A 26759-nucleotide genomic window follows, 5' to 3' on the forward strand; every position below is an offset into this window, starting at 1 on the left:
GCTCAGCCGTCCTCCTCGATGTGTGTGAGCTTGTCGGGGTTGGTGACGGCGTACACGCCGCGGACGCGGTCGCCGTCCGGGGCCAGGTCGAGGACCATGACGGCGAACGGGGCGTCCTCGTCGAACAGCACCGCGGACGGGTCGCCGTTGACCGTGCGGTAGCGGATGTCCAGCGCCTCCGGACGGTGGCGGGCGGTCGTGCCCGTGATGACGCGGGCCACCCTGTCCCGGCCGTGGATGGGGCGCAGGGCCGCCGTGCCCCGGGCCTTGCCGCCGCCGTCCGTCCACAGCGTCACGTCCGGCGCGAGGATGTCCAGCAGCGACTCCATGTCGCCGCCGAGGGCCGCCTGGAGGAAGCGTTCCGTCGCCTGCCGCTGCACCTTCGGGTCGGCCTGGTAGCGCGGGCGGCGGGCGTGCACGTGCTCGCGGGCGCGGTGCGCGAGCTGCCTGACCGCGGACGGGCTGCGGTCCAGGATCGGCGCGATCTCGGTGTGCGCGTAGCCGAACACCTCGTGCAGGACGAACACGGCCCGTTCCAGCGGCGTGAGCGTCTCCAGGACGACGAGGAGCGCCATCGACACGGCCTCCGTCCGCTCGGCGGCGTCGCCCGCGCCTTCCTCGGTCACCAACGGCTCGGGCAGCCACGGCCCCACGTACGTCTCGCGGCGGCGGCTGATCGCGGCCTGCCGTGACAGCGCCGTGTTGACGGCGATCCGGACGAGGTAGGCGCGCGGGTTCTCGATCCCGCCGGCGCCGCTGCGGGCCGCCCACGCGAGCCATGTGTCCTGGAGGACGTCCTCGGTGTCAGCGACGCTTCCCAGCATGTTGTAGACGACCGAGAACAGCAGTTCCCGGTGCCCGGCGAAAACCCGCGTCGCGGTGTCCTCGGTGGTGCCTTCGGACATGGCTCGACCCTCCTGTGCGCTCCCCTCTTCGAGTGCGTCCCGCCCCTCAAGTGTGACATCGGCGCGGCAAATGTGATGTGGGCCTCATCAGCGGCTCCGCACGTCACATTTCCGGCCCCCGATCCGCTCATTGGTCGCGGAAATGCTCCGGCAAGGGGGATGGAAATGAGTGACGGAAAGCCCGATCGCGTCGACGTGACGTTCATGTACGCCGTCCACGACGCGTTCCAGCGCGACCTCGACCGGCTCACCGCGATGGCGGCGGCCGGCGACGTGGCCGGCCCGGCCGTCCAGGCGGGCTGGGACCGGTTCAAGCGGTTCCTGCACATCCACCACACCGCCGAGGACACGCACCTGTGGCCCGTCCTGCGGGCCAAGGCCGCGGACCCGGCGGTCCTCGACCAGATGGAAGGCGAGCACGAGCGGCTGGACGGCCTGCTCGCCGCCGTCGACGCGGCCGTCCGGGCGGGCGAGGCCACCCGGCTCGCCGCCGGCGCGGGACGGCTCGCCGACGCGCTGACCGCGCACTGCGAGCACGAGGAGGAGCTGGCGCTGCCACTCGTCGGCGACCTGCTCACCCAGCAGGAATGGGACGCGTTCGGCAACGAGCAGCGCCGCAGGCTCGGCGTCAGCGGGGCCGCGTCGTTCTTCCCCTGGCTGCTGGACGGCGCCGGGGAGGACACCCGCCGCAAGGTCCTCGGCATCGTCCCGCCGCCCGTCCGGCTGCTCTACCGCGCGGTGTGGCGGCCCCGCTACCTGCGCGCACCCCGCTGGCAGTCGCCGGCGCGGGCCCACTGAACGGAGATCCGCCATGACGAAATCGTCCTTTCTCGGGACCGGGCGCGGCAAGGTCACCCTGACGCTGCTGTGCGCCATCGCGTTCCTGGACTTCATCGACGCGTCGATCGTCAACGTGGCGCTGCCCGCGATCCGCGCGGACCTGGACTTCTCCGTCCAGGACCTCACGTGGGTGCCGTCCGGCTACCTGCTCACCTACGGCGGGTTCATGCTGCTCGGCGGCCGGCTCGCCGACCTGCTCGGCCGCCGCCGCGTGGTGGTGGCCGGGACCGTCCTGTTCTCGCTGTCGTCGGTCGCGGGCGGGCTCGCCACCACGTCCGGGCTGCTCATCGGCGCGCGGCTCGCGCAGGGCGCGGGGGCCGCGCTGATGCTGCCCGGCACGCTGTCGATCCTGACGACGATGTTCAAGGAGGGCGGCGACCGGGGCAAGGCGCTCGGCGTGTGGGGCGGCGTCGCGGGCGGCGCGTCCGCGGCCGGGGTGCTGCTCGGCGGGCTGCTGACCGACGGGCCCGGCTGGCGCTGGGTGATGCTGGTGAACGTCCCGGTCTGCGTGCTGGTGATCGCCGGCCTGTTCCTGCTCGTCGAGGGCGACCGGCGCAGCGCCCGGCTCGCGAACTTCGACATCCTCGGCACCGTCCTAGTCACCGGCGGGATGATGCTCCTCGTGTTCACCCTGGTCAAGGCGCCGGAGGCCGGCTGGGACGCGGGACGGACGATCGGCGGCCTCGTCGGCTCGCTGGTCCTGCTGATCGCGTTCCTGGTCAACGAGCAGCGCGGCCGCAACCCGCTGCTGCCGCTGTCGATCTTCCGGATCCGGGGGCTGGCGGCGGCGGACGTCACCCAGCTCGTCGCCGTGGCGGGCATCGGCTCGATGTTCTTCTTCCTCAGCCTCTACATGGAGAACGTCCTGCACTACTCGCCGATGAAGACCGGCTCGGCCTACCTGCCGCTCTGCTTCGGCGTCGCCATCGCCGCCGGGGTCTCGTCCCAGCTGATCACCCGGGTCGGGACGCGCCCCGTCATGGTCGTGGGGCTGCTGATGTCGGGCGGCGGCGTGTACTGGCTGTCGCGCATCCCGGTGGACGGCTCGTACCTGACCGACCTGCTGCCCGGCCTGATGATCGCCTCGCTGGGGCTCGGGGCGGCCTTCGTGTCCGTCACCACCGCCGCCAACGCCAACGTCCCGCCGGAGCAGGCGGGCCTGGCCGCGGCGCTGCTCAACGCGTCGCAGCAGCTCGGCGGCGCGCTCGGGCTCGCGATCTTCTCCGCGGTCGCCACGTCCCGCACGAACCACCTGGTCACGGGCCGGACGCCGGTACCGGAGGCGCTCACCTCCGGCTTCTCCCGGGCGCTGCTGGCGTGCAGCATCTTCCTGGCCGGCGCCGCGGTCGTCGCCCTGCGGGCCGCCAACAGCCGCGGCGAGTCGGGCCCGGCCGAGATCGAGGAGAGGACCGAACCGGTGCCGGTCACGTAGGGGACATCTTCGCGGCGCCCGGGGCACGGATCAGGAACGTCCCCAGCAGGACGACCAGACCGGACGCCGCCAGCACGAACTGGCCCGGGGCCATGCCGAGCGGGGACGCGCCGGCCTCCTTCAGGAGGTCGGCCGCGCCGCCCGACAGCAGCGCCGCCAGCGCCAGCCCGAACCGCAGGACGGCGTGGAACGCGGTGAGCGCCAGGTTCCGCTCCACGCCGTTCAGCGCCTCCTGAAGGAAGGTGATCGCGCCCACCAGCGCACTGGTCGCGGACGCCCCGAACACCACCGCCCCGACGAACGACCACGTCGGCGAGCCCAGCCCGCCCATCAGGGCGATCACGATGCCCTGCGCGGCCGTCCCGACCCGGATCTGCGTCATCAGGCTCCCGGCCTTGCGGTGGATGAGCAGCAGGCCCGCGAGCGCGCCGACCCCGAACAGCACCACCAGCGCCCCGAACCCGACCGCGCCCGCGTCCAGGACGTTCTTCACGAACACCACGCCCAGCGAGAACAGCGCGCCCAGCCCCAGCGCCACCACCGCGACTCCCGGCAGCACGCCCCGCACCACCGGCAGCCGAAGCGCCGAGACGAACCCGCCCTGGTCCTCCTCCTCGGTGCGTTCCATCTCCCGTTTCTCGACGGGACCGGGACCGAGGTCGGGGATCGACCGGATGGCGAAGTAGGAGACGACATACGTCAGGGCGTTCAGCCAGAACACGACGACGTACCGCCAGTACCCCTCCCAGCCCGCCTGCTGCGACCCCCAGAGGATCAGCCCGAACGCCCCCGCGCCCACCGGGATCATCCCGTAGGACGTCGCCATGGTGATGCCGTTGGCGACCTCCAGCGTGCCGGTGTCGTGCTCGTTCTCGTCTTCCTCGATGAGGAAGGGAATGGCCGCGTCCCGCGCCGGCAGGAACATCAGCCCCACGACCTCGATCAGGAACGCCCAGAAGTACACCCACCACAGCCACGGCACGATCGGCAGCGCCAAGGCCATGCCCACCCGGATCATGTCGGACCACAGCATCACGCTGCGCCGCCGCCACCGCGTCACCACCCGCGCCGCGACCGGCGCACCCAGCGCGGACGGCAGCAGCCGCAGCACCAGCACCCCGCCGACCGCCGTCGTGGAGCCGCTCAGCTCCAGGACGAAGTACATCAGCGCCAGCGTGCCCATCCAGTCCCCGAACGAGGACACGGTCTGGCCGACGATGAGCCGCCGGAAGTCGGGCCGGCTCAGCTGCTCCTTGAGTCCCATGCGGGCTCCATCCCCGGGGAGTCGTGCTGCGGCGCGTCGAGGGCGGAGTCGTTCAGGAGAGCGGCGAGCCGGGCCGCGGCGGCGTCCCAGCTCCAGTGCGCGCAGGTCCAGCGCCGCCCGGCGGCGCCCAGCGCGGCGGCGCGGACGGGGGCGGCCAGCAGTCCGTGGAGGGTGAGCGCGAGTTCGTCCGGGCCGGTGGCGTCCACCAGGACGCCCGTCCGCCCGTCGAGGAGGGATGCGGGGCTGCCGCCGGACCGTCCCACCACCACTGGCAGCCCGGTCGCGGACGCCTCCAGCACGGACAGGCCCAGCCCCTCCGTCTGGAGCCCGTGCCGGTCGTCGCGGCACGGCAGCGCGAACACGGCGGCGGCGGCGTAGTAGCGCGGCAGGTCGGCGGCGGACACGTGCCCGGTCAGCGTCACCGTCCCGGGCGCGACCCGGTCCGCCAGCTCCGTCAGCCGGTGCCGCATCGGGCCGTCCCCGACGATGACCAGCCGGGCATCGGGCCGCCGCCGCACCACGTCCCCCCAAGCCCGGATCAGCATGTCGTGGCCCTTGCGCCGCACAAGCCGCGCGACGCTCAGCACCACCGGCCCTTCACCGAGCCCATGCCGCCGCCGCACCGCGTATCCGTCCAGACCGGGCCGGAACCGGACCGTGTCCACCGCCCCGGCCAGCCGGACCAGCCGCGTCCGGTCACCAACGGCATCCGCCAACTCCGGCCGCGTCGCCTCGCACAGGTGCGTGAGAACGTCCAGCGACCGGGCCGCCGCCCGCAGCGCGGCCCGCGTCGGCGGCGCCCGGAACCACCCAAGCTCCTGCCCGTGCGTCGACCCGACCAGCCGCCGCACCCCCGCGGCCCGCACCAGCGGCGCATACATCCCGAACGGCGCCACCGCCGTGATCCACCCCGCCTCCAGCCGATGCCGGACGACGAGCCGCCGCAACCCCCGGAACAGCAGATACCCGCGCCGCCGCACAACGGGGAACCCGACCCCCGCGTCGAACTCCGCGGCCCCGTCCCGCGCCGGCGCCACGACCACCACCCGCTCAGCGGGCAACCGCCGCACCAGCTCCCAAGTGAACGTCTGCACACCGCCGGGCTCAGGCGGGAAATGCCCCGTCATCACCAGAGTCCGCGGTATCTCCATGCGACCACGACTTCCCGCCCAGCCGCACACCAACCCTCCTCCAAGCCCCTCCAGGGTCCATGCGGCGGGAAGTGCCGGGTGGGAGCCAACGGCGAGCGAAACGAGAGTCAAGCGCCGACGCGACGCGGCACGGAGCGGACCTCGACGCAGCAGCGAAACGGGAGTTGCGGCTTGCTAGTCAACGAAACGTGCAGATCCCGAGCATTCCCGCTTTCATAGACGGGCGGTGGTCGGACGCCGGCCCGTGCGTCGCCGGGAACGCGGCCCGCGAGAACGGGAGAGGGGGAGGCATGGGCGTGGAGCGACCCACCAGGACCGACGCCAAGGTGGAGAACGCGGATCGGCGCAGCCCGTCTGACAAGCCGTCCTCGCCCCCGCCCGACAACCCCGGTGCTCCCGGGCAGCCGTCCCGAATAGAGAGCCGCGCGCGCTCCCGCGAACTCGCTCAGCAGGAAAAGCAGGTCGAGGCCAAGGACCCCGGCGCCCCACCGGCCGAAGACCGTGACCACGAGCCCGCCTCAACGGAGCCCAAGAGCGAAGGGCAGGACGCGGGCAAGTCCGAGACCGGCCAGGCGGCACCGCAAGACGAGCGTGAAGAGGAAGCGCCTACGGGAACGGACACCCCGGTCACTCCGGGCGAGGAGCCGGACCATCCACAGGCCGTCGAAACCCCGAACGACTTCGACAGGAGGATCCGGGGCGACGGACCGCCCGATGACGACGGGCGCATGGCCGAGGTCGACGAGGATGAACGCGAACGCGGCATCTCGGATCGGTTGAAGCAGATGGCCGCCAAGCTGGACTTCAGCGATAGACGCAAAGAGTTGGCAGGCGCGGTCGACCGCCCGGACTTTCAGGATCCCGAGGGGGACCCGTCTCTGGTTCCCGACCGCTACGGCACGCCGCTGGATCGTGCCGATGGTAGCCGTGTGCCACTCTTCAATGGAGAGCCCGCGCGTGAACAGACGCAGCAAGGGACACTCGGTGACTGTGGCGTCATGTCCACCTTGGGGGCCGTCGCCGGACACAACCCCCAAGCTATTCACGACTGCGTCCGAGAAACCGATGCCGGCAACTACGAGGTGCGCCTGCACGAGGCGAAGTACTCGCCTCCGAATCAGCGCTACGAGCCGACTGGACGCCCGATCGCGTTGACGGTCACCCCCGAACTCCCGATCAAAGATCAGAAGCCGGATTCGCCTGTATTCGCTGAGACGACTTCGGCGAACGTGGCTTGGTCGCCCGTGCTGGAGAAGGCGATCGCGGGGGTGGACCAGACCTGGAACGGTCGGCGCAGGGATAGGGCGACCGAACTCTGGAACCTCTGGGGAAAAGCTGGGGGCGCGCCGACCGGCTATGTGCGATTGAACCAGGGCACCAACCCTGGCGAGCGTGCCGAACTGCTAACGCAACTCACAGGACAACCTGCCAAGACGGTACAATTTCCGACCGGAAATGATAAGCAAGGCCGCAGTGCGGACCGCCAACTGAAGGAGGAGATCGCCGGACAACTCTCCCAGAGCAAGCCGATACTCGTCGGAACTAGAAAGCTGCTCGACGGTGAATCGGATCTGCCGAGGAATCTCGTCGCCAGTCATGCTTACGAGGTCACTAAGGTCGATGAGCAGGGAAAGTTCCATCTGCGTAATCCGTGGAATTATGAACATCCTGAACCGCTGACATTCCAAGAATTTAAAGCCCATATTCGACCTCGATATACTACCTTGGACTAACGATGGCAATCGAAGAAATCGGCCTCCAGCAGGGCACCCAGACCGGGGTCGGCGCAGATGCCAATATGGGGCTGGTCCGTGTCCGTGAGGGGCGGAACGGAAATCTGTCAGAAGTTGTCGTTGCCGTCCGGGACAGTGGAGCGGAGGGAAGATTCACTCTGCATCCCGGCGAAACGTTCCCGATCGGCGATCAGACTTGGCGATTCGACCGCGTTGTGGAGGCAGGGGCGGGCAGGCTGGGGGCCGTGTTCGCGCGAGTCGAGTAGGGAACCCCGTACCGAGCCTTCCGGCTACGGGCCAGCGGCTCGGTCACCTTGGTGGCGCGCGGGCCGTGGGCCCCGCAGACCTCGCAGGGGTGGCTACAGGACGCCTGGGGTTGAAGCCGGCGGTGAAGTTCTGCGCGTCGTCCCGCTCGTGGAGGGCGCCACCGACCGCAGTTTGATCCCGGTCCGGGACGTCCTAAGCGCGGTCCTCTCGGTCGGCGGAGCCGCGTTCGGCATCGAGCACAACCACCCCAGCGGACGCCTCGAGCCCAGCCCGGCCACGCGTGGCGTAATCGTGCGCCGACCTCACACGCGAGTTTGAACTGCGTTTCCAGTACGCAATCCGTGGGCTACGACCACCCGGACCCGATGGACGCGAAGACGAGCAGCTACGTCGATGATCAAGGGCGCTTGGCGGTCCGCCTTGCCATCAAGGACGGGTAAGCAGCGGTGCTATCGAGGCCGTCTTGTCCCGTGTGCCATGGCTGTCTCCGCGAACGGAGTGAGGTGCACGACAAGAAGCTCGGGGGAAGCGGCCTCGATCAGGCGGTCTGGACGGCCCGGCATGTAGGCCCACCAGGACTTGGTGTAGATGCCGTACCAGACCTGTAGGCCGGGGATCCACTGCTTCAGGCCGATGGGCGGAGTCACTGGCTCAACTGTCCGCTGCATGGCTGGGCGGCCAGGGCCGCGCGCAGATCGGCCTCGGAGTCGGCGATGACGGTCGGGGCGAGTTTCGACTTCGGGTCGCGGCGGACCGCGCCCCAGTAGGTGCCCTGGCCGGACATCCACACCATCCAGGCGGGGAAGTCTCGTTCGATCCCGGCCGTTCTCGCGTTCTTCATCGGTTGACCTGCCCCTTCGTCGTTGGTTCACGGGACAGACTGCTGTTATTTGATTACTGTCGGCTACGAAGCTGCCTTAACTGGACGTCCACCCCCTGACGCCCCCCGTCAACCGAGTGCCGGAGGCCCCCGCCATGGCCAGTGACCAGCACGACCCCGACGCCCTCCGCGTCCACTTCGGTGAAGAGCTGCGCCGGACGCGCATGCGGAAGAAGCTGTCCCAGAACCAGCTCGCGAGCGCCCTCGGCTGCACCCCGCAGTGGATCTGCCAGCTGGAGAAGGCGGACAAGACCGTCTCCGAGCAGACCGCCCTCGACCTGGACACCTACTTCAAGACGGATGGCTGGGACCAGGAGGACGGCCACTTCCACCGCATCTACACGACCATTCGGCGCGTCGGCCGCAGCCGTGTTCTGCGTCCGGGCTTCGACACCTACCGTTTGCAGGAGGCGCAGGCCATCGGTGTCCGAGCCGTCGCTGCTCAGCTAGTGCCTGGACTGCTGCAGACCGAGGGCTACGCACGCGGGATCATGGATCAGAGTGAGCCGGAGGCCACCCTCGATGCTCGGGTCGCCGTGCGGATGGAGCGGCAGGAGATCCTCGACCGTCCGAACCCGCCCGAAGCGATGTTCGTCTTGGACGAGTCCGCACTGCGCCGCCCGGTTGGTGGCTCCAAGACCATGGCCGATCAAATCGACCACCTCGTAGAGATGGCTCGCCGTCCCAACGTGCGAATACTCGTCATGCCCTTCGAGAGGGTCACGCCCCTCGCGCTGGGAGGCGGGTTCATCCTTCTCAGCTTCGCGCGAGAGCCGGACCTCATGTACGTCGAGACGGGGCATGTCAGCCAGCTCATCGAGAACAAGGACGTGCTCTTCAGGGCCGGGGTACATTTTACCCTGGTGATGGGTGAGGCTCTCGGTCAAGCGGAGTCCATCGCGTTCATGCTTCGAGCGCGTGAGGAGTATTTGTGACCCCCTTCCTCGTCTGGAGAAAGAGCAGCCACAGCGATGGCACGGGCGGTGAATGCGTTGAGATTGCCGCAGGTCCGGGGATGCTGCTGATCCGAGACTCCAAGGACCCGGATGGTCCTCGACTTGGGCTCACCGTGAATGCAATGCAGGACTTGATCAATCGGCTGCAAAAGGATTAGCGGACGATTATTGCGTCCTTGGGGGCGTCTTTGTCTTCGATCCAGCCGTCGTGGCCGGCTTCGGCGGTCCAGTGTTTGCCGGCGTAGCGGATTTCGGTTAGGCCGTAGGGCTGGGCGTGGGTCATGGCCCAGGTGGCGACGGCCCAGCCGGCGCGGGGGTTGGTGGCCTTCACCGCGTTCCAGGAGTCCGGGTCGGACGGCGAGCCCGCCTTGAGGGGGCCCGGGCCGCCGACCTTCAGGCGGCTGCCGAAGGCGCGGCGCATCTCGCGGAGCGCCTCCGGGCGGCGGGACGTGGTCTTCTCGTCCGGCGGGTACCAGCAGCGGGCCGTGGCCGGCTCGCGGCCCGTGAACGCCGTCGCGAGGAGCTTGCCGTCCGGCTCGTGCTGGGCGTAGGCGTCGCCGTCCGCGCTGCGCTGCACCTCCTGCGCCGCGTCGTGCAGGTCGCGGTCGACGTAGCCCTTCACGTGGACCAGGGCGTCGAAGAACTTGCTGGTGGCCTGGACGGGGTCGCGCAGCTTGTCGGGGGTGCCCCAGCCCTGCGACGGGCGCTGCTGGAACATGCCCACCGAGTCGCGGTCGCCGCCCGGCAGGTTGTGAATGTGTGACTCCTGCATGGCGGTCGCATAGGCGATAACAGCGGCGCGCTCGGGCAGCTTCTTGCGGAACGCGACCGCGGCGATGGTCGCGGCGTTCGCGCCCTGTTCCAGGTCGAGCGGCATCGTGCCCTGGGTCGTCCGGACCTCGCAGCCGGAGCCGTGCAGATACGGGCGGGCACGATCGTAGGCCACGTAGGCGCCGCCGCCCGCCAGGAGCGCGACGACGCAGACGCCGATCGCCCAGCGGCGGCCGCGACGACGCTTGCCGCCGCTGGTCCCCGCCTCGGGACGCGCCTTCAACCTCGACCAAACAGCCACGCGAAGAAGGTACCGGGAGATGGGCCCTACTAAGCTCAGGAGGCATGACCGAAACGTTCACCAGCCCGATCTCCGGCGGCATCGACGAGCTGTGGGAGCGGCGCGCCGACCTGACCCCGGAGGACGCCGGCGCGCGCGCCGCCATCGTGGCCGCCGTCGACCAGATCGACACGGGTGAGGCCCGCGTCGCCCGCATCGACCCGGAGACCGACGACGTCGTCGTCGACGAGCGGGCCAAGCGGGCGATCCTGCTGAGCTTCAAGGTCCTCGGGATGGCGCGCTCCCAGGTGGGCGACTTCCGGTACCACGACCGCATCCCGCTGAAGACGCGGCTGGACGGTGTCCGCGTCGTCCCCGGCGCCATCGCCCGCTGGGGTTCCTACCTCGCGCCCGGAGTGGTCCTGATGCCGTCGTTCACCAACATCGGCGCCTACGTCGACTCCGGCACGATGGTCGACACGTGGGCGACGGTGGGGTCGTGCGCGCAGGTCGGCAAGAACGTCCACCTGTCCGGCGGTGTCGGCATCGGCGGCGTGCTGGAGCCCCCGAACGCCAAGCCGGTGGTCATCGAGGACGAGGCGATGATCGGCAGCCGCTCGATGATCGTCGAGGGCGCCCGGGTCGGGCGCGGCGCCGTCGTCGGCTCCGGGACGAACCTGTCCGCGTCCATGCCGGTCATCGACGTGGAGACGGGCGAGGAGATCAGCCGCGGCCGCATCCCCGACTGGTGCGTCGCCGTCGGCGGCACCCGCTACAAGGAGTTCAAGGGCGGCACGTTCGGCCTCCCGGCGGTGCTCATCCTGAAGCGGCTGGAGGAGGGGCAGCGGCACGACAAGGCGTCCCTCAACGACATCCTCCGCGACCACGGCATCAATACCTGACCCCGCTCTCGGTGATCTTCAGGGGGCGGTCGGTGAGGACGGCGGCGGACGCCGCGTAGCCGGGGCCCGGGGTCAGGTCGGCGAGGCGGACGGGGGCGACGGCCGCCTTGCCGTTCCAGGCGATCACCTCGGCGGGGGAGTCGGGGGCGGAGACGTGGATGTCGGTCATCGGGGCGGCCAGGCCGTGGCCCGTGGCCTTCAGGAGGGCCTCCTTGCGGCTCCAGTAGGCGTGGAAGCCGCGTTTCCGGTCGGCCATGGCGGCGAGGTCCTCGCGTTCGGCGGCGGTCAGCACCATCTCGGCGAGCCGGTCGATGTCGCGGTCGCTCTCCTGCTCCACGTCCACGCCGACCTCGGCGCCCTCGACGAGGACGAGGACGACGCGGTCCGCCGAGTGGGAGAGCGAGAAGTCCAGGTCGCCGCCGGGGAGGCGGGGCTTGCCGTGCGTGCCGCCGCAGTGCGGGCAGTCCGTGGTGAAGCGGAGTTCGCGCGGGGGGCGGCCGGTGGCCTCGGACAGGACGGTTCGGGTCAGGAAGCGGCCGGTCACGAAGCGGGCCCTGTCCTCGGGTCGCAGGAAGCGGTCGTAGCGGGCGCGTTCCGCTTCGTCCAGGTATCCGCGCATTTCGGGGTCGTCGGCGGGACGCGCCCAATGGACGGCGCACTCCAGTACGGGCATCTCCACGATCGCGATGATAGATAACCTTCCGCCATGGGGCTTGATCTCTTTTCGGACGTGGCGGACCTGACGGCGGCGATCGTCGACATCGAGTCGGTGAGCGGGGCGGAGGAGCCGCTCGCGGACGCCGTCGAGGAGGCGTTGCGCGGGCTTCCGCACCTGACGGTGGAGCGGTACGCCAACAATGTCGTCGCCCGGACGGAGCTGGGCCGGGACGAGCGGGTCGTGCTGGCCGGGCATCTCGACACCGTCCCGCTGAACGGCAACCTCCCGTCCCGGGTGGAGGGCGACCGGCTCTACGGGTGCGGCACCACGGACATGAAGAGCGGCGTCGCGGTCGCGCTGCGGCTCGCCGCCACCGTCACCGAGCCGACCCGGGACGTCACCTACGTCTTCTACGAGTGCGAGGAGATCGAGGCCGGGCGCAACGGGCTGCGCAAGCTCGCGGTGGCGCGTCCCGAGCTGCTCGCGGGCGACTTCGCGGTGCTGATGGAGCCGACGGACGCGCAGATCGAGGGCGGCTGCCAGGGCACGCTGCGCGCCGAGGTGACGGCGGCGGGGGAGCGGGCGCACAGTGCGCGCGCCTGGATGGGATCCAATGCCATCCACACCGCCGGACGGATCCTGGACGTGCTGCGCGCCTACGAGCCGACCCGTCCGGTCGTGGACGGCCTGGAGTACCACGAGGGCCTGAACGCCGTGTTCATCTCGGGCGGCGTCGCCGGGAACGTCATCCCGGACGAGTGCGTCGTGACGGTGAACTACCGGTTCGCGCCCGACAAGTCGCTGGACGACGCGGAGGCGCACGTCCGGGAAATCTTCGCGGGCTTCCAGGTGACGATCACCGACGGCGCGTCCGCCGCGCGGCCTGGGCTGACGCACCCGGCCGCCGCCGCGTTCACCGCCGAGAGCGGGGCCGAGATCCGCGCGAAGCTGGGCTGGACGGACGTCGCCCGCTTCGCCGAGCTCGGCGTCCCGGCCGTCAACTACGGGCCCGGCGACCCCACGCTCGCGCACACCAAGGGCGAGTACGTCGAGCTCCCGCTGATCGCCGAGTGCGAAGAACGTATGCGCACGTGGCTGGCCGGTCCTACTACCGTGTCCCCATGACTTTGGATGCGAATGCCCCCTCGCGGCGCCAGGGACCGGCCATGCTGCGCGGACGGGCCGTCCCGCAGACCACCACCGACCAGCGGCTCCTGGACGGCCGCGGTCCGGTCGACTGGGTGCACGCCGACCCGTGGCGGGTGCTGCGGATCCAGGCGGAGTTCGTGGAGGGGTTCGGCCTGCTCGCCGAGCTGCCGAAGGCGGTCAGCGTGTTCGGCAGCGCCCGGACCAAGCCGGACTCCCCGGAGTACAAGCTCGCCGTCGACATCGGCGGCCGGCTGCACGAGGCCGGCTACGCCGTGATCACCGGCGGCGGTCCGGGGATCATGGAGGCGGCCAACAAGGGCTGCGACGAGAGCGGCGGCCTGTCGGTCGGCCTCGGCATCGAGCTGCCGTTCGAGCAGCGGCTCAACGATTACCTCGACATCGGCCTGGAGTTCCGGTACTTCTTCGTCCGCAAGACGATGTTCGTGAAGTACTCGCAGGCGTTCGTCGTCCTGCCCGGCGGGTTCGGGACGCTGGACGAGCTGTTCGAGGCGATCACCCTCGTCCAGACCAAGAAGATCACCCGCTTCCCGATCGTGCTGGTGGGGACGGAGTTCTGGGGCGGGCTGCTCGACTGGGTCCGCAAGACGATGCTGCCGTCCGGCAAGATCTCCCCCCAGGACCTGGACCTGATCCACCTCACCGACGACCCGGAGGAGGTCGTCAAGGTCGTGGTGGAGGCCCACATCGCGGCCGAGAGGCGCCTCCAGGAGGAGCAGGCCGCCGTCGACGCCGTCGCGGACGCCGCCGGGGAGTGACCCCGCGGGCTACGCGGGCCGGACGGACGGCGGGTTCGGCCGGCGGGCGCTGATCGCGAGGTAGAGCAGGACCATCCCGACGATCTGCGCGAGGTGGTAAACCGAGGTCGGGTCCAGCGCGACGCGGCGGGTGACACTGGGGTCGATGGCCTTGGCCGCCGCCGCGGCGCCGCTGGCGGCCAGCGCGATGATCACCGGGCCGGCCATCGGATGGCGCCGCCAGGCCGCCCACCCCCACAGCGCCAGGATGCTGACCATCGTGAGGCTCTCGCAGGTCAGCAGCGCGCCGACCCCCGCGTGCCCGGTGACGGCGAGGACGACGTAGGCGGCGATCCCGACCGAGCGCAGCACCCAGAACGTCCGGGCGTGGCGGGGGCCGAGCACCTCGGCGACGGTGGCCGCCAGCAGGTAGGACACCGTGACGACCACCATGCCGCTGATGACGGCCCAGCTGGGCCCGGACCACTGGTCCGAGTACTTGATCACGCCGTGGTGGACGAAGCCGGCCAATGCCGCGATCCCCGCCCACCAGAACGACGTGCGCCAGTACCGGTGCACCGCCGGCGCGCGTCCGAGCCGGACGGCGAGGGCCACCACGACCAGCCCGAGCGCGAGGTCGCTCAGTGCGGCGGCGGGTTCGGCGAGCACACCTGCACGTTACCCGGCCCGCCGCCGCCGGATCGCGCGCGGGAGATCACGCGGCGAAGGCGTCGACGCCGGTGAGGTCGGCCGAGAGGCGCCACAGCCGGGCGGCCTCCTGCGGGTCGGTCGCCCATGCGTTGACCCCGGGGCCGAGGACGGTGCCGGGGGCGGCGGGCTCGGCGATGTCGCAGTCCTCGCAGTACAGGCCGCCCATGCCGTCCAGCTGCGGGGAGGTCGCGGCCCAGACCTGGGTCGCCGCGCCCTGCTCGGGGGTCTTCCAGTTGCTCCCGGACGCGCCCTCGTCGATCCTCGTGCTCAGCCCGGCGAGTTCGTCGTCCGACATGTGGCGGCCGAGCGCGGTCCTGATGGTCCCCGGGTGGAGCGAGAAGGCCCGTACCCCGGTGCCCTGGGCGAGAGCGTCCAGGTGGAGGGCGAACAGGACGTTGGCCGTTTTCGCCTGGCCGTACGCCTGCCATTTGTCGTAGCCGCGCTCGAAGTGGACGTCGTCCCAGCGGATGCCGGACAGCTGGTGTCCCCGGGAGGAGACCGACACGACCCGTCCGCGTCCTTCCTTGATCGCCGGCCAGAGCCGGTTCACCAGCGCGTAGTGCCCGAGGTGGTTGACGGCGAACTGGCCTTCCCAGCCGGGACCGACGCGCATCTCCGGCGCCGCCATGATCCCGGCGTTGTCGATCATCAGATGGACGGGCCGTCCGGCCGCGAGGAAACGGTCGGCGAACGCCGCCACGGACCGCTGGTCGGCGAGGTCGAGCTCGTCCACCTCGACGCCGCCGATCCCGGCCACCGCCTCGTCGGCGACCTCGCGCCGCCGCGCGGGCACGACGACCTGAGCCCCGGCCGCGGCGAGCGCCCGGGTGGTCTCCAGGCCCAGCCCGGAGTAGCCGCCGGTGACGACCGCGAGCCGCCCCGACAGGTCGATGCCCGCGAGCACCTCCGCGGCCGTGCTCTGCGCGCCGAACCCTGAGCCGATTTTGTGTTGTTGATTGGCCATGGCACCGAACGTATGACCTGGAGCGCACTCCAGGTCAACGACCGAGGTCGCGGCGGACGAAACGCCAGGTGCCGGCGGCGATGAGGACGGCCGAGGCGGCGGCCAGGACGGCGGCGTCCGCGACCTGGACGCCGTTCTTGAGGGGCTCGCCGCCGATGTAGTAGTGGAACGGCGTCAGGTACCGGAGCCCGCCGGCGCCGATCTGCGGGGCGAAGCCGTTGAGCGCGAACACGGCGACGCCGAGGCCGGCGGTGACGCCGAAGACGGTCGCGCGAGTGAGGCCGGTGGCGGCGCCGAGGCCGGTGGCCAGCGCGCCGAACAGCAGGGCGAGCAGCGTCAGGTTGAGCGTCTGCGCCGCGAACCCGCCGGCGCCCACGCTGCCGAGGTCGGCGCCGTCGCGGACGGCGAGCATGGCGGCGAGGACGGCGCCGCCGATCAGCAGCGCCCCGGCGGCGAGGGCGGCGAACCGCTGCAGCAGCAGGCGGGCGCGGCCGATGGGGTGGGCGAGCAGGAGGTCGAGGTAGCCGCTCTCCTCGTCGGCGGAGATCGTCCGGGCGCCGGTCGCCGCGCCGTAGAAGGTCGCGAGGAGCGGGACGAGCAGCCCGAAGACCGGCCCTTGCAGGTAGCCCGCGGCGGTGGAGGTGTCGTCGAGGCCGAACCCGCTCATCGACTCGGGGACGCTCGCCATGGCGTCCGCGGAGACCTGCGGGTAGAAGGCGGCGTACATCAGCGCCAGCAGGCCGGTGGCCAGCGCCCAGACGGTGAAGATCCGCCGGTTGTCGTACAGGGTCTTGGTGAACATGGCTCCGCCGTTCGTGGTCATGCTGCGCGTGGGCCCGTGTAGTACGCCTGGAACAGCTCTTCGAGATCTTGCGTGTCGGCGTGCAGTCCGGTGACGGTGTACTGCGCGGCGGCCTTGACCAGGGCGTCCGGGCTGCCGTCCACGGTGCAGGTGAGGGTGTCGCCGTCCGCCGACACGTGCTGGACGCCCGGCAGCGCGGCGAACTCGCCCGCCGGGACGGGCGCCGCGAACGTGACGCGGACCCGCAGGCTGGAGCGGGCGCGCAGCGCGTCCACGGTGTCGAGCGCGACGAGGGCGCCTTCGCGGATGATGGCGACGCGGTCGGTGACGGCCTCGACCTCACTCAGGATGTGGCTCGACATGAAGACCGTCTGCCCGTTGTCGCGGGCCTCGCCGACCATGTCGAGGAACGTCTGCTGGACGAGGGGGTCGAGGCCGGACGTGGGCTCGTCCAGGATCAGCAGTTCGGGCTCGTGCATGAACGCCTGGATCAGCCCGACCTTCTGCCGGTTGCCCTTGGACAGGCTCTTGATCCGGGCGTCCAGGTCGACGTCCAGCCGGGCGGCGAGGCCGGTGATCCGGTGCGCCGGGACGCCGCCGCGCAGCCGGGCCAGGAAGGCCAGGCACTCGCCGGCGCGCCGGCGCCCGTCCACGACGAAGTCGCCGGCCAGGTAGCCCGTGCGGCGGTGCAGCCGGGCGGCGTCGGCGCGCGGGTCCAGCCCGAGGACGCGGGCGCTGCCGGAGGTGGGGCGGATCAGGTCCAGCAGCAGCCGGATCGTGGTGCTCTTCCCGGCTCCGTTGGGCCCGAGGTAGCCGAACACCTCCCCGGCCCGCACCTGGAGGGACAGCCCGTCCAGCCCGCGCCGGGAGCCGTAGGACTTGGTGAGCTCGGTCAGCTCGATGGCCGTGTGCATGCCTCGGACAGTATCAGAATCTTCAAAGATTTCTGAAAGTTCAGAGCTGTTAGAGTCGGTGCCGACGAGAGGGGACGGTCTTGGGGGACACCACCGAGGCGGCCGAGCGGCTGGCGCTGGTCCTGGCCCAGAACGGGCTGCAGAAGGCGACCGCGCGGGTGATGGCGGCGTTCCTGTTCGCCGACGCCGACAGCGTGACGGCGCCGGAACTGGCCGAGCAGCTCGGCATCAGCTCCGGCTCGGTGTCCGGCGCGATCAAGATGCTGTCCACCGTCGGGCTGATCGAGCGGGCCCCGGCGCCCGGCAGCCGCCGCGAGCACTACCGGCTGCGCGAAGGCGCGTGGGCGACGCTGATGTCGGCGCAGAACGGCGTGGTCCAGTCGATGTTCGAGGCCGCGGACGAGGGCATCGCGGCGGCGGGCCCGGACACCCCGGCCGCCCGCCGCCTGGCGGAGATGCGCGACTTCTACGGCTTCATGTTCAGCGAGCTCCCGGCCCTGGTCGACCGCTGGCGCGCCGAACGCTCGCCGTGACCGCGCGGCCGTCCGGCCGCGCGGTCACGGTGCGAGCGGGGAGGCACGGTGGACGGCCGGTCATCCCTCCGCCCCGAGGGGCCTGGCCGTCCACCGGCCGTTCGCGGGGTTACTTGGGCGGCATCAGGACGGAGTCGATGAGGTAGACGGTGGCGTTCGCGGTCTGGACGTTGCCGCAGACCACGTTGGCCTTGTCCGTGCCGACCGTGAACGACTCACCCGAGCCGCTGGTGGTCACCGTGCCGCCCTGGAGGGTCTTGAAGCTGCCGGACGCCAGCGCGCTCGGCGCGACCTTCTGGCCGACGACGTGGTAGGTCAGGATGCTCTTCAGCATCTTCTTGTCGGCCATGACCTTGTCGAGCGTGCCCTTCGGGATCTTCTTGAACGCGTCGTTGGTCGGCGCGAACACGGTGATGTCCTGGGCCGAGTTGAGCGTGTCGACGAGGCCGGCCTCCTTGACCGCGCTGACCAGCGTGGACAGCGCCGGGTTGTTGGACGCGGCCGTCGCGACCGGGTCGGTGGCCATGCCGCTGAAGCTGCCCTTGCCGGACGCGGGGACGGTCGAGCAGGCGGCGCCGAACGGCTGGTCCGACGCGGGCGCCGCGGCGGCGCTGCTGGACGGGGCCGCCGAGCTGGGCGAGGCGGCGCCGCCGCCGGAGTCGCCGTCGTCTCCGCCGGAGCAGGCGGTGAGCCCGACGGTCAGGGCGGCCGCGGACAGGACGCCGGCGGCGATGCGGGTGCGCTTCATGGTGAACTCCTCAGGGTTGGTGAACTGTCGGTCTTTCACTGGCTGCTGCGGTCACGTCACGGTGACCACCACCGAGTGCCAGCCGGTCGCTCCGTCCGGAAGCGGGGGAGCCCTGCGCTCGGGCTGGGTCGCCCCGGTCCCGTCGGTGGCGCGGACGCGGAGCGTGTGCGAGCCGGGGACGGCGTCCCACTCGGCCACCCACTGCTGCCAGGTGTCGATGCCGGGCACGGGGGCGAGCTGCGCCGGACGCCAGGGCCCGTCGTCCACCTGCCACTCGACGGCGTCGATGCCGCGGTGCTGCGCCCAGGCGGTTCCGGCGACGGCGACGCGCCCGGCCTTGATGCGCGCGAGCGGCTTCGGGACGTCGATGCGGGAGAAGGTCTTCACGGGGGCGCGTTCGGCGTAGTCGCGTTTCGTCCAGTACGCCTGGTCGGTGGCGAACCGGGTGACCTTGAGGTCGACGACCCATTTGGTCGCCGACACGTACCCGTAGAGGCCGGGCACCACCATGCGGGCGGGGAAGCCGTGCGCGATCGGCAGCGGTTCGCCGTTCATCCCCACGGCGAGGAGGGCGTCGCGGCCGTCCAGCACGGTCTGCAGCGGGGTGCTGATCGTCATGCCGTCGGACGAGCGGGACAGGATCTGGTCGGCGCCCGAGCGGACCCCGGCCCTGCGCAGCAGCGGCGCCAGCGGGGCGCCGAGCCACCGGGCGTTCCCGGCCAGGTTGCCGCCGACCTGGTTCGACACGCACGAGAGCGTGATGTCGCGCTCGACGAGGTCGAGCTTCAGCAGGTCGTCGAAGGTCAGCTCGACGGGGCGGGCGACCATGCCGTGGATCCGCAGCGTCCAGTCGCGGGGATCGACCTGGGGCAGGACGAGCGCCGTGTCGACCCGGTAGAAGCCGGAGTTGGCCGTCCGGAACGGCGTCATGCCCGGGACGCGCACCTGCGCGCCGGAGGGAACCGGCTTGGCGCGGCTCACCGGAGCCGGGAGCCGCAGCCGGCGCCGGACGGCCGAAACGTTGTCGCGCCGCAGCAGGGCCCGTCCGCCGACCCCGGTCGCCGCCGCGGCGACCGCGACCCCCGCGCTCGTCAGCAGCACGCGCCGCCGGTCGTACACGCGGATTGGCCCGGCTTCTTCGCGGGTAGCTTCGCCCGACGTGGGACGGATACTTCTCGTCAGCAGCGCCAGCGCGGCCATGCCGCATGCCGCGCCGAAGACGGCCGGGATCACGTCGACCGCCTCCGCCGTGGGACGGGTCAGGGCGGCGACCACGCCGACGACCCCGAACAGGGCCAGCCCCAGCAGGCCCCACAGCAGCCGCCTCCGGCTCAGCAGCCCGATCACGGCGGCGGCCGCCGCGATCCCGCAGCCGAGCCCGATCAGCAGGACGGTCTTGTCGTTGGAGCCGAAGGTGCGGATCGCGAAGTCCTTCAGCCAGGAGGGGGTGAGGTCGATGAAGCCCGCCCCGACGGCGAGGACGGGGGACGCGGTGGCCCGCCCGATCGCGCCGGCCGCCAGCTCGGCGGTGCCCAGCGCGGCGGCCGCCGCCAGGAGGCCGCGGCCCGCGGCGGTGACCCACCGCAGTGGCCTGGTTGCTCTATCGCCTGTCACATCGGGTGTTCGGCGCCGCACGCCGAGCGGATGGGTCGAACTTTTCCGGACGGCTTCTCACCCATCCGATGCCGATCCGGCACCGAACTCCTGGTGTGGAGATGACTGACCCGTCGAGCGGACGCGCCGCGGCGCCCGGCGTCCCGGACCTGGGCGACCTGCTCGTCCTGGTGGCCAGGGGCGACCGGGACGCCTTCGAGCAGGTGTACGAGCGGCTGTCCGGGCCGGTGTACGGGCTGGCGCTGCGCGTCGTCCGCGACCCGGCCCAGGCCGAGGAGATCGCCCAGGAGGTGCTGGTCGAGCTGTGGCGCAAGGCCTCGCACTACCGGCCGGACAAGGGCGGCGCCACCGCGTGGGCGCTGACCATGGCGCACCGCCGCGCGATCGACCGGGTCCGCTCCGCCCAGGCGGGCCGCGACCGCGAGGCGCGCGCGGGCGTGCCGGACCCGGAGTACGACCAGGTCGCCGAGGAGGTCGGCACCCGGCTGGAGCACCAGCAGGTGCGCCGCTGCCTGCGCGGCCTCACCGAGACCCAGCGCGAGTCGATCACGCTGGCCTACTACGGCGGCTACACCTACCGGGAGGTCGCCGAGCTGCTCGGTGTCGGCCTCGCCGCCGTCAAGACGCGGATGCGCGACGGGCTGATCCGGCTGCGCGACTGCCTGGGGGTGCAGACATGACTCACGATCAGCACGACCTCGCCGGTGCCTACGCCCTGGACGCGCTGTCCGACACCGAGCGGCGCCGGTTCGAGCGCCACCTGTCCGGCTGCGCGGCCTGCACGGAGGAGGTCGCCGGGCTCCGCGAGACCACCGCGCGGCTGGCCCTCGCCGCGTCCCGGCAGCCGCCGCCCGGCCTGCGCGACCGGGTGCTCGCCGAGATCGGCCGGACGCGGCAGTCGCCGCCCCGGCTGGCTCGCCGGCTGCCGTCCCCCCGCGCCGGCGGGCTGAGCTGGCTCGCCGCGGCCGCGTGCCTGGTGCTCGCCCTCGCAGGCGGTGTCACGGCCGCGCACTTCCACGGCGACGCCGAACGCGCGCAGGACTTCAACCGGCGGATCGCCGCCGTGATGACGGCCCCCGACGCGCAGGCGTCCACCACCCGGGCGCAGGACGACGCCACGGTCACGGTCGTGTCGTCCCGGAAGCTGGACAAGGCGGTGATCACCACGTCCCGGCTGAGGCGGCTGCCGTCCGCGAAGTCCTACCAGCTGTGGTTCCTGGCCTCCTCCGCCGCGCCTCGCTCGGCGGGCGTCATGCGGCCGCCCGCCGGCGAGCCGTCCAAGCCCGTCATCGCGTCCGGGGTCGGGAACGCCCAGCAGCTCGGGATGACCGTCGAGCCCGCGGGCGGCTCCGCGCAGCCGACCGGCGCCCCCTTCCTCACGCTCAAGCTCAGCTGAGGGCCTGGCGTGCGGCACGGCGTCGCAAAATCGTGACCTACACCTGCGCCTGTTCCACGGAGGCCGGGAAGTGTCCCCTCTGGAGGTGGAGCGTGGACAGGAAGTCGAAGGCGAAGGTCGGCGCGGCGGCGGTGGCGGGGGCACTGGTCCTCGCGGGGTGCAGCGGGAGCGACGAGGACGCCGCGCCCGCGTCGGCGCGGACGTCGGCGCCGGTCTCGGGCGCGGCGTCGGACCTGCAGGCGCAGTACGAGAAGGTCGTGGACGCCGTCCTGCCGTCGGTCGTGAAGATCCAGACCGGCCAGGCGGAGGGGTCGGGGGTCGTCTTCGACGGCCAGGGCGACATCGTCACCAACGCGCACGTGGTCGCCGGGGCGAAGAAGATCCAGGTGACGTCCGCCAGCGGCGGCTCCCCCCTGGACGCGACCCTCGTCGGCTCGTTCGCGGCCGACGACCTGGCCGTCGTCAAGGTGAGCGGGGGGTCGCTGAAGGCGGCGGCGTGGGGCGAGTCGGGCAAGGCCGAGGTGGGGCAGATCGTCCTCGCGATGGGCAACCCGCTGGGGCTGGCCGGGAGCGTGACCGACGGGATCGTCTCCGCGCTGCACCGGACGGTCTCGACCAAGGGCGAGGGCTCCTTCCAGGGGTCGACGATCGCCGACGCCATCCAGACGAGCGCGGCGATCAACCCGGGCAACAGCGGCGGCGCGCTCGTCACCCTCGAAGGGAAGGTCATCGGCGTCCCGACCGCCGCCGCGTCCGACCCGCAGATCGGCGGCGCGGCCATCGGGATCGGGTTCGCGACGCCGAGCGACACGGTGAAGCGGATCGTCCCGCAGCTGATCCAGAGCGGGAAGGTGTCGAACTCCGGGCGGGCGGCGCTCGGCGTGGTGGTGCGCACGATCGTCGACCCGCAGAGCGGGCAGCGGTCGGCGGTCGCCGTGGTCGAGGTCCAGAAGGGCGGCGGTGCGGAGAAGGCGGGCATCCAGGCGGGTGACCTGATCCTCTCGGTGAACGGCACCGCGACGCCCGACCAGACCGCGCTGACGTCCGTGCTGGCGAACCTCAAGCCGGGCGACACCGTGAAGGTCGAGGTCCAGAAGCCGGACGGCTCGAAGAAGCAGGTCCAGGTGACGCTGACCGACCTCCCCGGCGGCGGCTGAGACCGGCCCGCCCGCACCGGTTGACGGCGGCCTGTACGCGAGTACAGTGTACTAACGTACAGGCTACTGAACATCGGTACAGGGGGTGAGGGTCGTGCCGAGCGAGCGCTCCGACGATCTGACCGGGCGCGCCCGGATCAGGGACGCTGCGCTGCTGGAGTTCGCCGAACACGGGCTGAAGGGCGCGACGATCCGCGGCATCGCCAAGGCCGCCGGGGTGTCGCCCGCCCTCGTCCAGCACCACTTCGGGACGAAGGAGGCGCTGCGCGAGGCCTGCGACGACCACGTGATCGAAGTGATCAGCGAGACCAAGCAGGAGGCGCTCTCCGGGGGGATGGGCAGCCCCGGCTTCCTGTCGGTCGCCATGCGGACGGCACTGCCCGTCCAGCGCTACCTGGCCCGCGTGCTGAGCGACGACTCGGCCGCCGCGCGCACCCTGTTCGACGACGCCGTGGCGTTCAGCGAGGACCTCCTGAAACGCGGAGCACCCGGGGTCTCCGCGCCGAAGACGGACGACCTGCACGGCTACGCGTCCGTCATGACCGCCATGAGCTTCGGCGTCATCGTCCTGCACGAACACCTGTCCCGCGCCCTGGGCGGCAACGTCCTGATGGGCGAGGGCTACCCCCGGCTGGCCCTGTCGATGCTGGACGTCCTTGAGGACAACCTCATCTCGCCCGAGCTGTCCGCGCAGGCCCGCGCCGCCCTGAAGACCCTGCCCGCCACCGGCGGGCAGCCTCCCCACGAGGAGAACCGGTGACCACCAATACGCTCCCCATATCCGTGTCCGGCCTGGTCAAAAGCTTCGGCCGGACGCGCGCGCTGGACGGACTCGACCTGACCGTCCAGCCCGGCGAGGTGCACGGCTTCCTCGGCCCGAACGGCGCCGGGAAGTCGACCACCATCCGGGTCCTGCTCGGCCTGCTGCGCGCCGACGCGGGCACCGCCCGGCTGCTCGGCGGCGACCCGTGGCGGGACGCGACCGACCTGCACCGCCGGCTCGCCTACGTCCCCGGCGACGTCACGCTGTGGCCGAACCTGTCCGGCGGCGAGGTCATCGACCTGCTCGGCCGGATGCGCGGCGGCACGAACGCGCGCCGCAAGGCCGAGCTGCTCGACCGGTTCGAGCTGGACCCGCGCAAGAAGGGCCGCGCCTACTCCAAGGGCAACCGGCAGAAGGTCGGGCTTGTCGCCGCGCTGGCGTCCGACGCCGAGCTGCTGCTCCTGGACGAGCCCACCTCCGGGCTGGACCCCCTCATGGAGGAGGTGTTCCAGGAGTGCGTCCGCGAGGAGCGCGACCAGGGCCGGACCATCCTGCTGTCCAGCCACATCCTGTCCGAGGTCGAGGCGCTCTGCGACCGCGTGACGATCATCCGGAAGGGCGCCGCGGCCGAGTCCGGGACGCTCGCCGAGCTGCGGCACCTGACCCGCACGTCCATCGACGCGGAGCTGGCGTCCTCGCCGGACGGCCTGCCGCTGCCCGGCGCGCACGACGTCCGCATCGACGGCAACAAGATCCGGTTCGAGGTCGACACGGCCTCGCTGGACGCGGCGCTGCGGCAGCTCACCGAGGCCGGCGTGCGCAGCCTGACCAGCCGTCCGCCGACCCTGGAAGAGCTGTTCCTGCGCCACTACAAGGACGACTTGCAGGAGGCCGTGAAATGAGGAGCCTCACTGGAACGTGGGGGCTGGTCCGGCTGATCCTGCGGCGCGACCGGTTCCTGCTGCCCGTCTGGGTGATCTGGCTCGGCGTGATCCCGGTCGGCTTCGTCGGGGCCACCGACGGCCTCTACCCGACCGCCGCCGACCGCCTCCAGTACGCCGGGACGAGCGGGACGAACCCGACGTTCCTCGCGCTGTACGGGCCGCTGTACGACCCCGGCCTCGGCGGCATCGTCGCGCAGCGGTCCGGGTTCATCCCCGTGGTGCTCGCGCTGATCAGCGCGCTCATGGTCGTCCGGCACACCCGGACCGAGGAGGAGGCGGGCCGCCGCGAGCTGCTCGGCGCCACCGTCACCGGACGCGGCGCGGGCCTCGCCGCCGCGCTCATCGTGACGATGGCGGCGAACCTCGTCCTCGCCGCCGTGCTCGCCGCCGGCATGATCGGGCAGGACCTGCCCGTCGCCGGGTCCGTGGCCTTCGGGCTGCAACTGGCCGCCGCCGGCTGCGTGTTCGCGGCCGTCGCGGGAGTGACCGCCCAGCTCAGCGAGGGCGCGGGCGCCGCGCGCGGGACGGCCATCGCGGTACTCGGCGCCGCGTTCGTGATCCGGATGGCCGCCGACGTCGGCGGCGCCGGGAACGGGCTGTCGTGGCTCGGCTGGCTGTCCCCGCTCGGCTGGATCAACCGGCTCCGCGCGTACGGCGGGGAACGCTGGTGGACGCTCGGGCTCGCCGTCGCGCTCATCGCCGCCCTCGTGGCCGCCGCCGGGGCGCTGTCGGCCCGCCGGGACGTCGGCGCGGGCGTGCTGCCGCCCAAGCTCGGCCCCGCCGAGGCGCCGGCCCGGCTGTCCGGGCCGTTCGGGCTCGGCTGGCGGCTGCAGAGCCGGTCCCTCTACGGCTGGCTCGCCGGATTCGTCGCGCTCGGCGTCGTGTACGGCGCCGTCGCGGGCGGGGTGCAGGACATGGTGAAGGACAACCCCGACCTGGAGGAGATCTTCACCCGCCTCGGGGGGAGCAGCGCGATCACCGACGCCTACTTCGCCTCGATCATGAGCACGCTCGGCCTGATCGCCGCCGCCTACGCGGTGTCGGCGACGCTGCGGCTGCGCACGGAGGAGACCGGGCAGCGCGCGGAGCCGCTGCTCGCCACCCCGGCCGGACGGCTCCGGTGGGCGGCCAGCCACCTGGCGTTCGCCCTCGCCGGGCCGGTGGCCGCCCTCGGCGCCGCCGGGCTGGCCGCCGGGATCGCGCACGGCCTGGACACCGGCGATCCCGGCCGCGAGGTGCCGCGCGTACTCGGCGCCGCCCTCGCGCAGCTGCCCGCCGTCTGGCTGGTCGCGGCGATCGCGCTCGCGCTGTTCGGCCTGGCGCCCCGCTTCACCGGTGGCGCCTGGGCGGCGGTCGGGGTCTTCGCGGCCGTCACGCTCTTCGGCGCCGGGCTCGACCTGGACCAGTGGGCCCTGGACGTGTCGCCGTTCACCCACATCCCGAAGGTGCCGGGGCACCCGTTCGCGGCCACGCCGGTGATCTGGCTGGTCGCGCTGGCGGCCGCCCTGTCCGCGCTGGGCATGGCGGGCTTCCGCCGCCGCGATATTGCGTCGAGCTGACCGTCCTCCAGCCCCCACCCACCACCATTCAAAGGACGAGCTTCGCTCGGGATCCCGGGAGCCGGTTAGATTGACCGGGTGACCTCTCCGACATCCCTCGCCGTCTGTGTGTTCTGCTCGTCCAGCGGCAAGATCGACCGCCGGTACGTCGATCTTGCCGCCGAGGCCGGCGCCGAGCTGGCCCGGCGCGGGCACAGCCTCGTCAGCGGCGGCGCCCAGGTGTCGTGCATGGGCGCCGTCGCCCGCGCCGCGCGGGCCGGCGGCGCCCGGACGATCGGCGTGATCCCCGAGGGCCTGGTCAGCGTCGAGATCTCCGACGAGGACAACGACGAGCTGATCGTCACCGGCGACATGCGGGCCCGCAAGGGCGAGATGGACCGGCGCAGCGACGCGTTCCTCGTCCTGCCCGGCGGCATCGGCACGCTGGAGGAGCTGTTCGAGGTGTGGACGGCCCGCGTCCTCGCCATGCACGACAAGCCCGTCGTCATCCTCGACCCGACCGGCGTCTACGAGCCGCTCCGCGAGCTGATGGTCGGGCTCACCGAGCAGGGCTTCGCCCGCCCGAAGATCTGGGACGCCATCGGCTGGACGGACTCCGTCCCCGAGGCGTTCGACCTCCTGGAGCGGACACAGCCCCGCATCGAGTTCTCCCCCGAGGACTACGCCGAAGCCGAGCTGTAGCTCCCGCCGCTACGATTGTGGGGGGACGAC

The 26759-nt window shown here is 71.8% G+C and carries 29 protein-coding genes and 1 pseudogene; 18 read left to right on the forward strand and 12 right to left on the reverse strand.

Annotation, left to right across the window (positions count from 1 at the left end):
• Window positions 1–2: 2 nt before the first annotated feature.
• Window positions 3–905 (reverse strand): RNA polymerase sigma factor SigJ, encoded by a 903-nt coding sequence (sigJ, locus tag E1293_RS11740; protein ID WP_132196883.1) that lies wholly within the window; start codon window positions 903–905, stop codon window positions 3–5.
• A gap of 165 nt (window positions 906–1070) precedes the next feature.
• On the opposite strand from sigJ, the gene E1293_RS11745 reads away from it, so the two are divergent.
• Window positions 1071–1703, forward strand: coding sequence for a hemerythrin domain-containing protein (locus tag E1293_RS11745; RefSeq protein ID WP_132196885.1), 633 nt, complete (start codon window positions 1071–1073; stop codon window positions 1701–1703).
• A 13-nt stretch (window positions 1704–1716) separates the two neighbouring features.
• Window positions 1717–3177, forward strand: a complete 1461-nt coding sequence (locus E1293_RS11750; protein ID WP_132196887.1) for an MFS transporter — start codon at window positions 1717–1719, stop codon at window positions 3175–3177.
• Here the strand turns inward: E1293_RS11750 and E1293_RS11755 are convergent.
• Window positions 3170–4441, reverse strand: coding sequence for an MFS transporter (locus E1293_RS11755; RefSeq protein ID WP_132196889.1), 1272 nt, complete (start codon window positions 4439–4441; stop codon window positions 3170–3172). The genes E1293_RS11750 and E1293_RS11755 overlap by 8 nt on opposite strands.
• Entirely contained in the window at window positions 4420–5535 is a 1116-nt protein-coding gene (locus E1293_RS11760; RefSeq protein ID WP_207938795.1) for a glycosyltransferase family 4 protein, read from the reverse strand. Before E1293_RS11760 ends, E1293_RS11755 begins: the two co-directional genes overlap by 22 nt.
• A gap of 347 nt (window positions 5536–5882) precedes the next feature.
• Here E1293_RS11760 and E1293_RS11765 point away from each other — a divergent pair, with 347 nt between their 5' ends.
• From E1293_RS11765 to E1293_RS50685, 3 genes and pseudogenes are all read left to right on the forward strand, one after another.
• The gene (locus E1293_RS11765; protein ID WP_132196891.1) at window positions 5883–7325 is read left to right on the forward strand and encodes a C2 family cysteine protease; all 1443 of its coding nucleotides are present in this window, start codon (window positions 5883–5885) and stop codon (window positions 7323–7325) included.
• A 2-nt stretch (window positions 7326–7327) separates the two neighbouring features.
• Window positions 7328–7591 carry a DUF6406 domain-containing protein gene (locus E1293_RS50680; RefSeq protein ID WP_424923621.1) on the forward strand — a complete coding sequence of 88 codons (264 nt, stop codon included), beginning with the start codon at window positions 7328–7330 and terminating at the stop codon, window positions 7589–7591.
• A pseudogene (locus E1293_RS50685) lies at window positions 7539–7856 on the forward strand (JAB domain-containing protein); the annotation flags it as partial. The gene E1293_RS50680 and the pseudogene E1293_RS50685, both read left to right, overlap by 53 nt.
• A 379-nt stretch (window positions 7857–8235) precedes the next feature.
• On the opposite strand, the gene E1293_RS11775 reads toward E1293_RS50685, so the two are convergent.
• Window positions 8236–8433: a hypothetical protein gene (locus E1293_RS11775; RefSeq protein ID WP_132196895.1), complete on the reverse strand. Its 198-nt coding sequence runs from the start codon at window positions 8431–8433 to the stop codon at window positions 8236–8238.
• A gap of 134 nt (window positions 8434–8567) precedes the next feature.
• Between E1293_RS11775 and E1293_RS11780 the strand changes: the two genes are divergently transcribed.
• Together E1293_RS11780 and E1293_RS11785 are read left to right on the forward strand one after the other, a co-directional pair.
• On the forward strand, window positions 8568–9407 hold the full coding sequence (locus E1293_RS11780; protein WP_132196897.1) for a helix-turn-helix domain-containing protein: 840 nt from the start codon (window positions 8568–8570) through the stop codon (window positions 9405–9407).
• On the forward strand, window positions 9404–9586 hold the full coding sequence (locus E1293_RS11785; RefSeq protein ID WP_132196899.1) for a DUF397 domain-containing protein: 183 nt from the start codon (window positions 9404–9406) through the stop codon (window positions 9584–9586). Before E1293_RS11780 ends, E1293_RS11785 begins: the two co-directional genes overlap by 4 nt.
• Here the strand turns inward: E1293_RS11785 and E1293_RS11790 are convergent.
• Complete coding sequence (locus tag E1293_RS11790) at window positions 9583–10500, reverse strand: hypothetical protein (RefSeq protein ID WP_243716173.1); 918 nt, start codon at window positions 10498–10500, stop codon at window positions 9583–9585. The two genes, E1293_RS11785 and E1293_RS11790, sit on opposite strands and share 4 nt — an antisense overlap.
• Window positions 10501–10544: 44 nt before the next feature.
• Here E1293_RS11790 and E1293_RS11795 point away from each other — a divergent pair, with 44 nt between their 5' ends.
• The gene (locus E1293_RS11795) at window positions 10545–11381 is read left to right on the forward strand and encodes a 2,3,4,5-tetrahydropyridine-2,6-dicarboxylate N-succinyltransferase (RefSeq protein ID WP_132196901.1); all 837 of its coding nucleotides are present in this window, start codon (window positions 10545–10547) and stop codon (window positions 11379–11381) included.
• Here the strand turns inward: E1293_RS11795 and E1293_RS11800 are convergent.
• A complete protein-coding gene (locus E1293_RS11800) occupies window positions 11371–12054 on the reverse strand; it encodes a 4'-phosphopantetheinyl transferase family protein (protein WP_243716176.1) in 684 nt (227 codons plus the stop codon). The two genes, E1293_RS11795 and E1293_RS11800, sit on opposite strands and share 11 nt — an antisense overlap.
• A 33-nt stretch (window positions 12055–12087) precedes the next feature.
• Here E1293_RS11800 and dapE point away from each other — a divergent pair, with 33 nt between their 5' ends.
• A complete protein-coding gene (gene dapE / locus E1293_RS11805) occupies window positions 12088–13164 on the forward strand; it encodes a succinyl-diaminopimelate desuccinylase (RefSeq protein WP_132196905.1) in 1077 nt (358 codons plus the stop codon).
• Window positions 13161–13964: an LOG family protein gene (locus tag E1293_RS11810; protein ID WP_132196907.1), complete on the forward strand. Its 804-nt coding sequence runs from the start codon at window positions 13161–13163 to the stop codon at window positions 13962–13964. The genes dapE and E1293_RS11810 overlap by 4 nt, the downstream gene beginning before the upstream one ends.
• A gap of 9 nt (window positions 13965–13973) precedes the next feature.
• Here the strand turns inward: E1293_RS11810 and E1293_RS11815 are convergent, their stop codons facing one another.
• Genes E1293_RS11815 through E1293_RS11830 form a run of 4 tightly spaced genes read right to left on the reverse strand, consistent with a single transcriptional unit; the run spans window position 13974 to window position 17334 of the window.
• Entirely contained in the window at window positions 13974–14612 is a 639-nt protein-coding gene (locus E1293_RS11815; RefSeq protein WP_132196909.1) for a DUF6962 family protein, read from the reverse strand.
• Window positions 14613–14658: 46 nt separating this feature from the next.
• Entirely contained in the window at window positions 14659–15618 is a 960-nt protein-coding gene (locus tag E1293_RS11820; protein WP_132196911.1) for an SDR family NAD(P)-dependent oxidoreductase, read from the reverse strand.
• 34 nt (window positions 15619–15652) lie between these two features.
• The gene (locus E1293_RS11825; RefSeq protein WP_132196913.1) at window positions 15653–16441 is read right to left on the reverse strand and encodes an ABC transporter permease subunit; all 789 of its coding nucleotides are present in this window, start codon (window positions 16439–16441) and stop codon (window positions 15653–15655) included.
• Window positions 16438–17334 carry an ABC transporter ATP-binding protein gene (locus E1293_RS11830; RefSeq protein WP_132196915.1) on the reverse strand — a complete coding sequence of 299 codons (897 nt, stop codon included), beginning with the start codon at window positions 17332–17334 and terminating at the stop codon, window positions 16438–16440. The genes E1293_RS11825 and E1293_RS11830 overlap by 4 nt, the downstream gene beginning before the upstream one ends.
• Before the next feature lie 80 nt (window positions 17335–17414).
• Between E1293_RS11830 and E1293_RS11835 the strand changes: the two genes are divergently transcribed.
• The gene (locus E1293_RS11835) at window positions 17415–17867 is read left to right on the forward strand and encodes a GbsR/MarR family transcriptional regulator (RefSeq protein ID WP_132196917.1); all 453 of its coding nucleotides are present in this window, start codon (window positions 17415–17417) and stop codon (window positions 17865–17867) included.
• Window positions 17868–17976: 109 nt separating this feature from the next.
• Here the strand turns inward: E1293_RS11835 and E1293_RS11840 are convergent, their stop codons facing one another.
• Together E1293_RS11840 and E1293_RS11845 are read right to left on the reverse strand one after the other, a co-directional pair.
• Entirely contained in the window at window positions 17977–18615 is a 639-nt protein-coding gene (locus E1293_RS11840) for a fasciclin domain-containing protein (RefSeq protein ID WP_132196919.1), read from the reverse strand.
• A gap of 51 nt (window positions 18616–18666) precedes the next feature.
• Window positions 18667–20229: a molybdopterin-dependent oxidoreductase gene (locus E1293_RS11845; protein WP_243716174.1), complete on the reverse strand. Its 1563-nt coding sequence runs from the start codon at window positions 20227–20229 to the stop codon at window positions 18667–18669.
• Window positions 20230–20330: 101 nt separating this feature from the next.
• Here E1293_RS11845 and sigK point away from each other — a divergent pair, with 101 nt between their 5' ends.
• The 7 genes from sigK to E1293_RS11880 all read left to right on the forward strand — a co-directional run bounded on the left by sigK (window position 20331) and on the right by E1293_RS11880 (window position 26729).
• Window positions 20331–20909 carry an ECF RNA polymerase sigma factor SigK gene (sigK, locus tag E1293_RS11850; RefSeq protein WP_132196921.1) on the forward strand — a complete coding sequence of 193 codons (579 nt, stop codon included), beginning with the start codon at window positions 20331–20333 and terminating at the stop codon, window positions 20907–20909.
• Window positions 20906–21625 (forward strand): anti-sigma factor, encoded by a 720-nt coding sequence (locus tag E1293_RS11855; protein WP_132196923.1) that lies wholly within the window; start codon window positions 20906–20908, stop codon window positions 21623–21625. Before sigK ends, E1293_RS11855 begins: the two co-directional genes overlap by 4 nt.
• A gap of 92 nt (window positions 21626–21717) precedes the next feature.
• Window positions 21718–22782 carry a S1C family serine protease gene (locus tag E1293_RS11860; RefSeq protein WP_132196925.1) on the forward strand — a complete coding sequence of 355 codons (1065 nt, stop codon included), beginning with the start codon at window positions 21718–21720 and terminating at the stop codon, window positions 22780–22782.
• Between the two features lie 94 nt (window positions 22783–22876).
• Window positions 22877–23542 carry a TetR/AcrR family transcriptional regulator gene (locus E1293_RS11865; RefSeq protein ID WP_132196927.1) on the forward strand — a complete coding sequence of 222 codons (666 nt, stop codon included), beginning with the start codon at window positions 22877–22879 and terminating at the stop codon, window positions 23540–23542.
• On the forward strand, window positions 23539–24447 hold the full coding sequence (locus tag E1293_RS11870) for an ABC transporter ATP-binding protein (protein WP_132196929.1): 909 nt from the start codon (window positions 23539–23541) through the stop codon (window positions 24445–24447). The genes E1293_RS11865 and E1293_RS11870 overlap by 4 nt, the downstream gene beginning before the upstream one ends.
• A complete protein-coding gene (locus tag E1293_RS11875) occupies window positions 24444–26048 on the forward strand; it encodes an ABC transporter permease (protein ID WP_132196931.1) in 1605 nt (534 codons plus the stop codon). The genes E1293_RS11870 and E1293_RS11875 overlap by 4 nt, the downstream gene beginning before the upstream one ends.
• A 78-nt stretch (window positions 26049–26126) precedes the next feature.
• The gene (locus E1293_RS11880) at window positions 26127–26729 is read left to right on the forward strand and encodes an LOG family protein (RefSeq protein WP_243716175.1); all 603 of its coding nucleotides are present in this window, start codon (window positions 26127–26129) and stop codon (window positions 26727–26729) included.
• The last annotated feature ends 30 nt before the right edge of the window (window positions 26730–26759 follow it).

The sequence above is a fragment of the Actinomadura darangshiensis genome (assembly GCF_004349235.1).
GTDB lineage: Bacteria > Actinomycetota > Actinomycetes > Streptosporangiales > Streptosporangiaceae > Spirillospora > Spirillospora darangshiensis.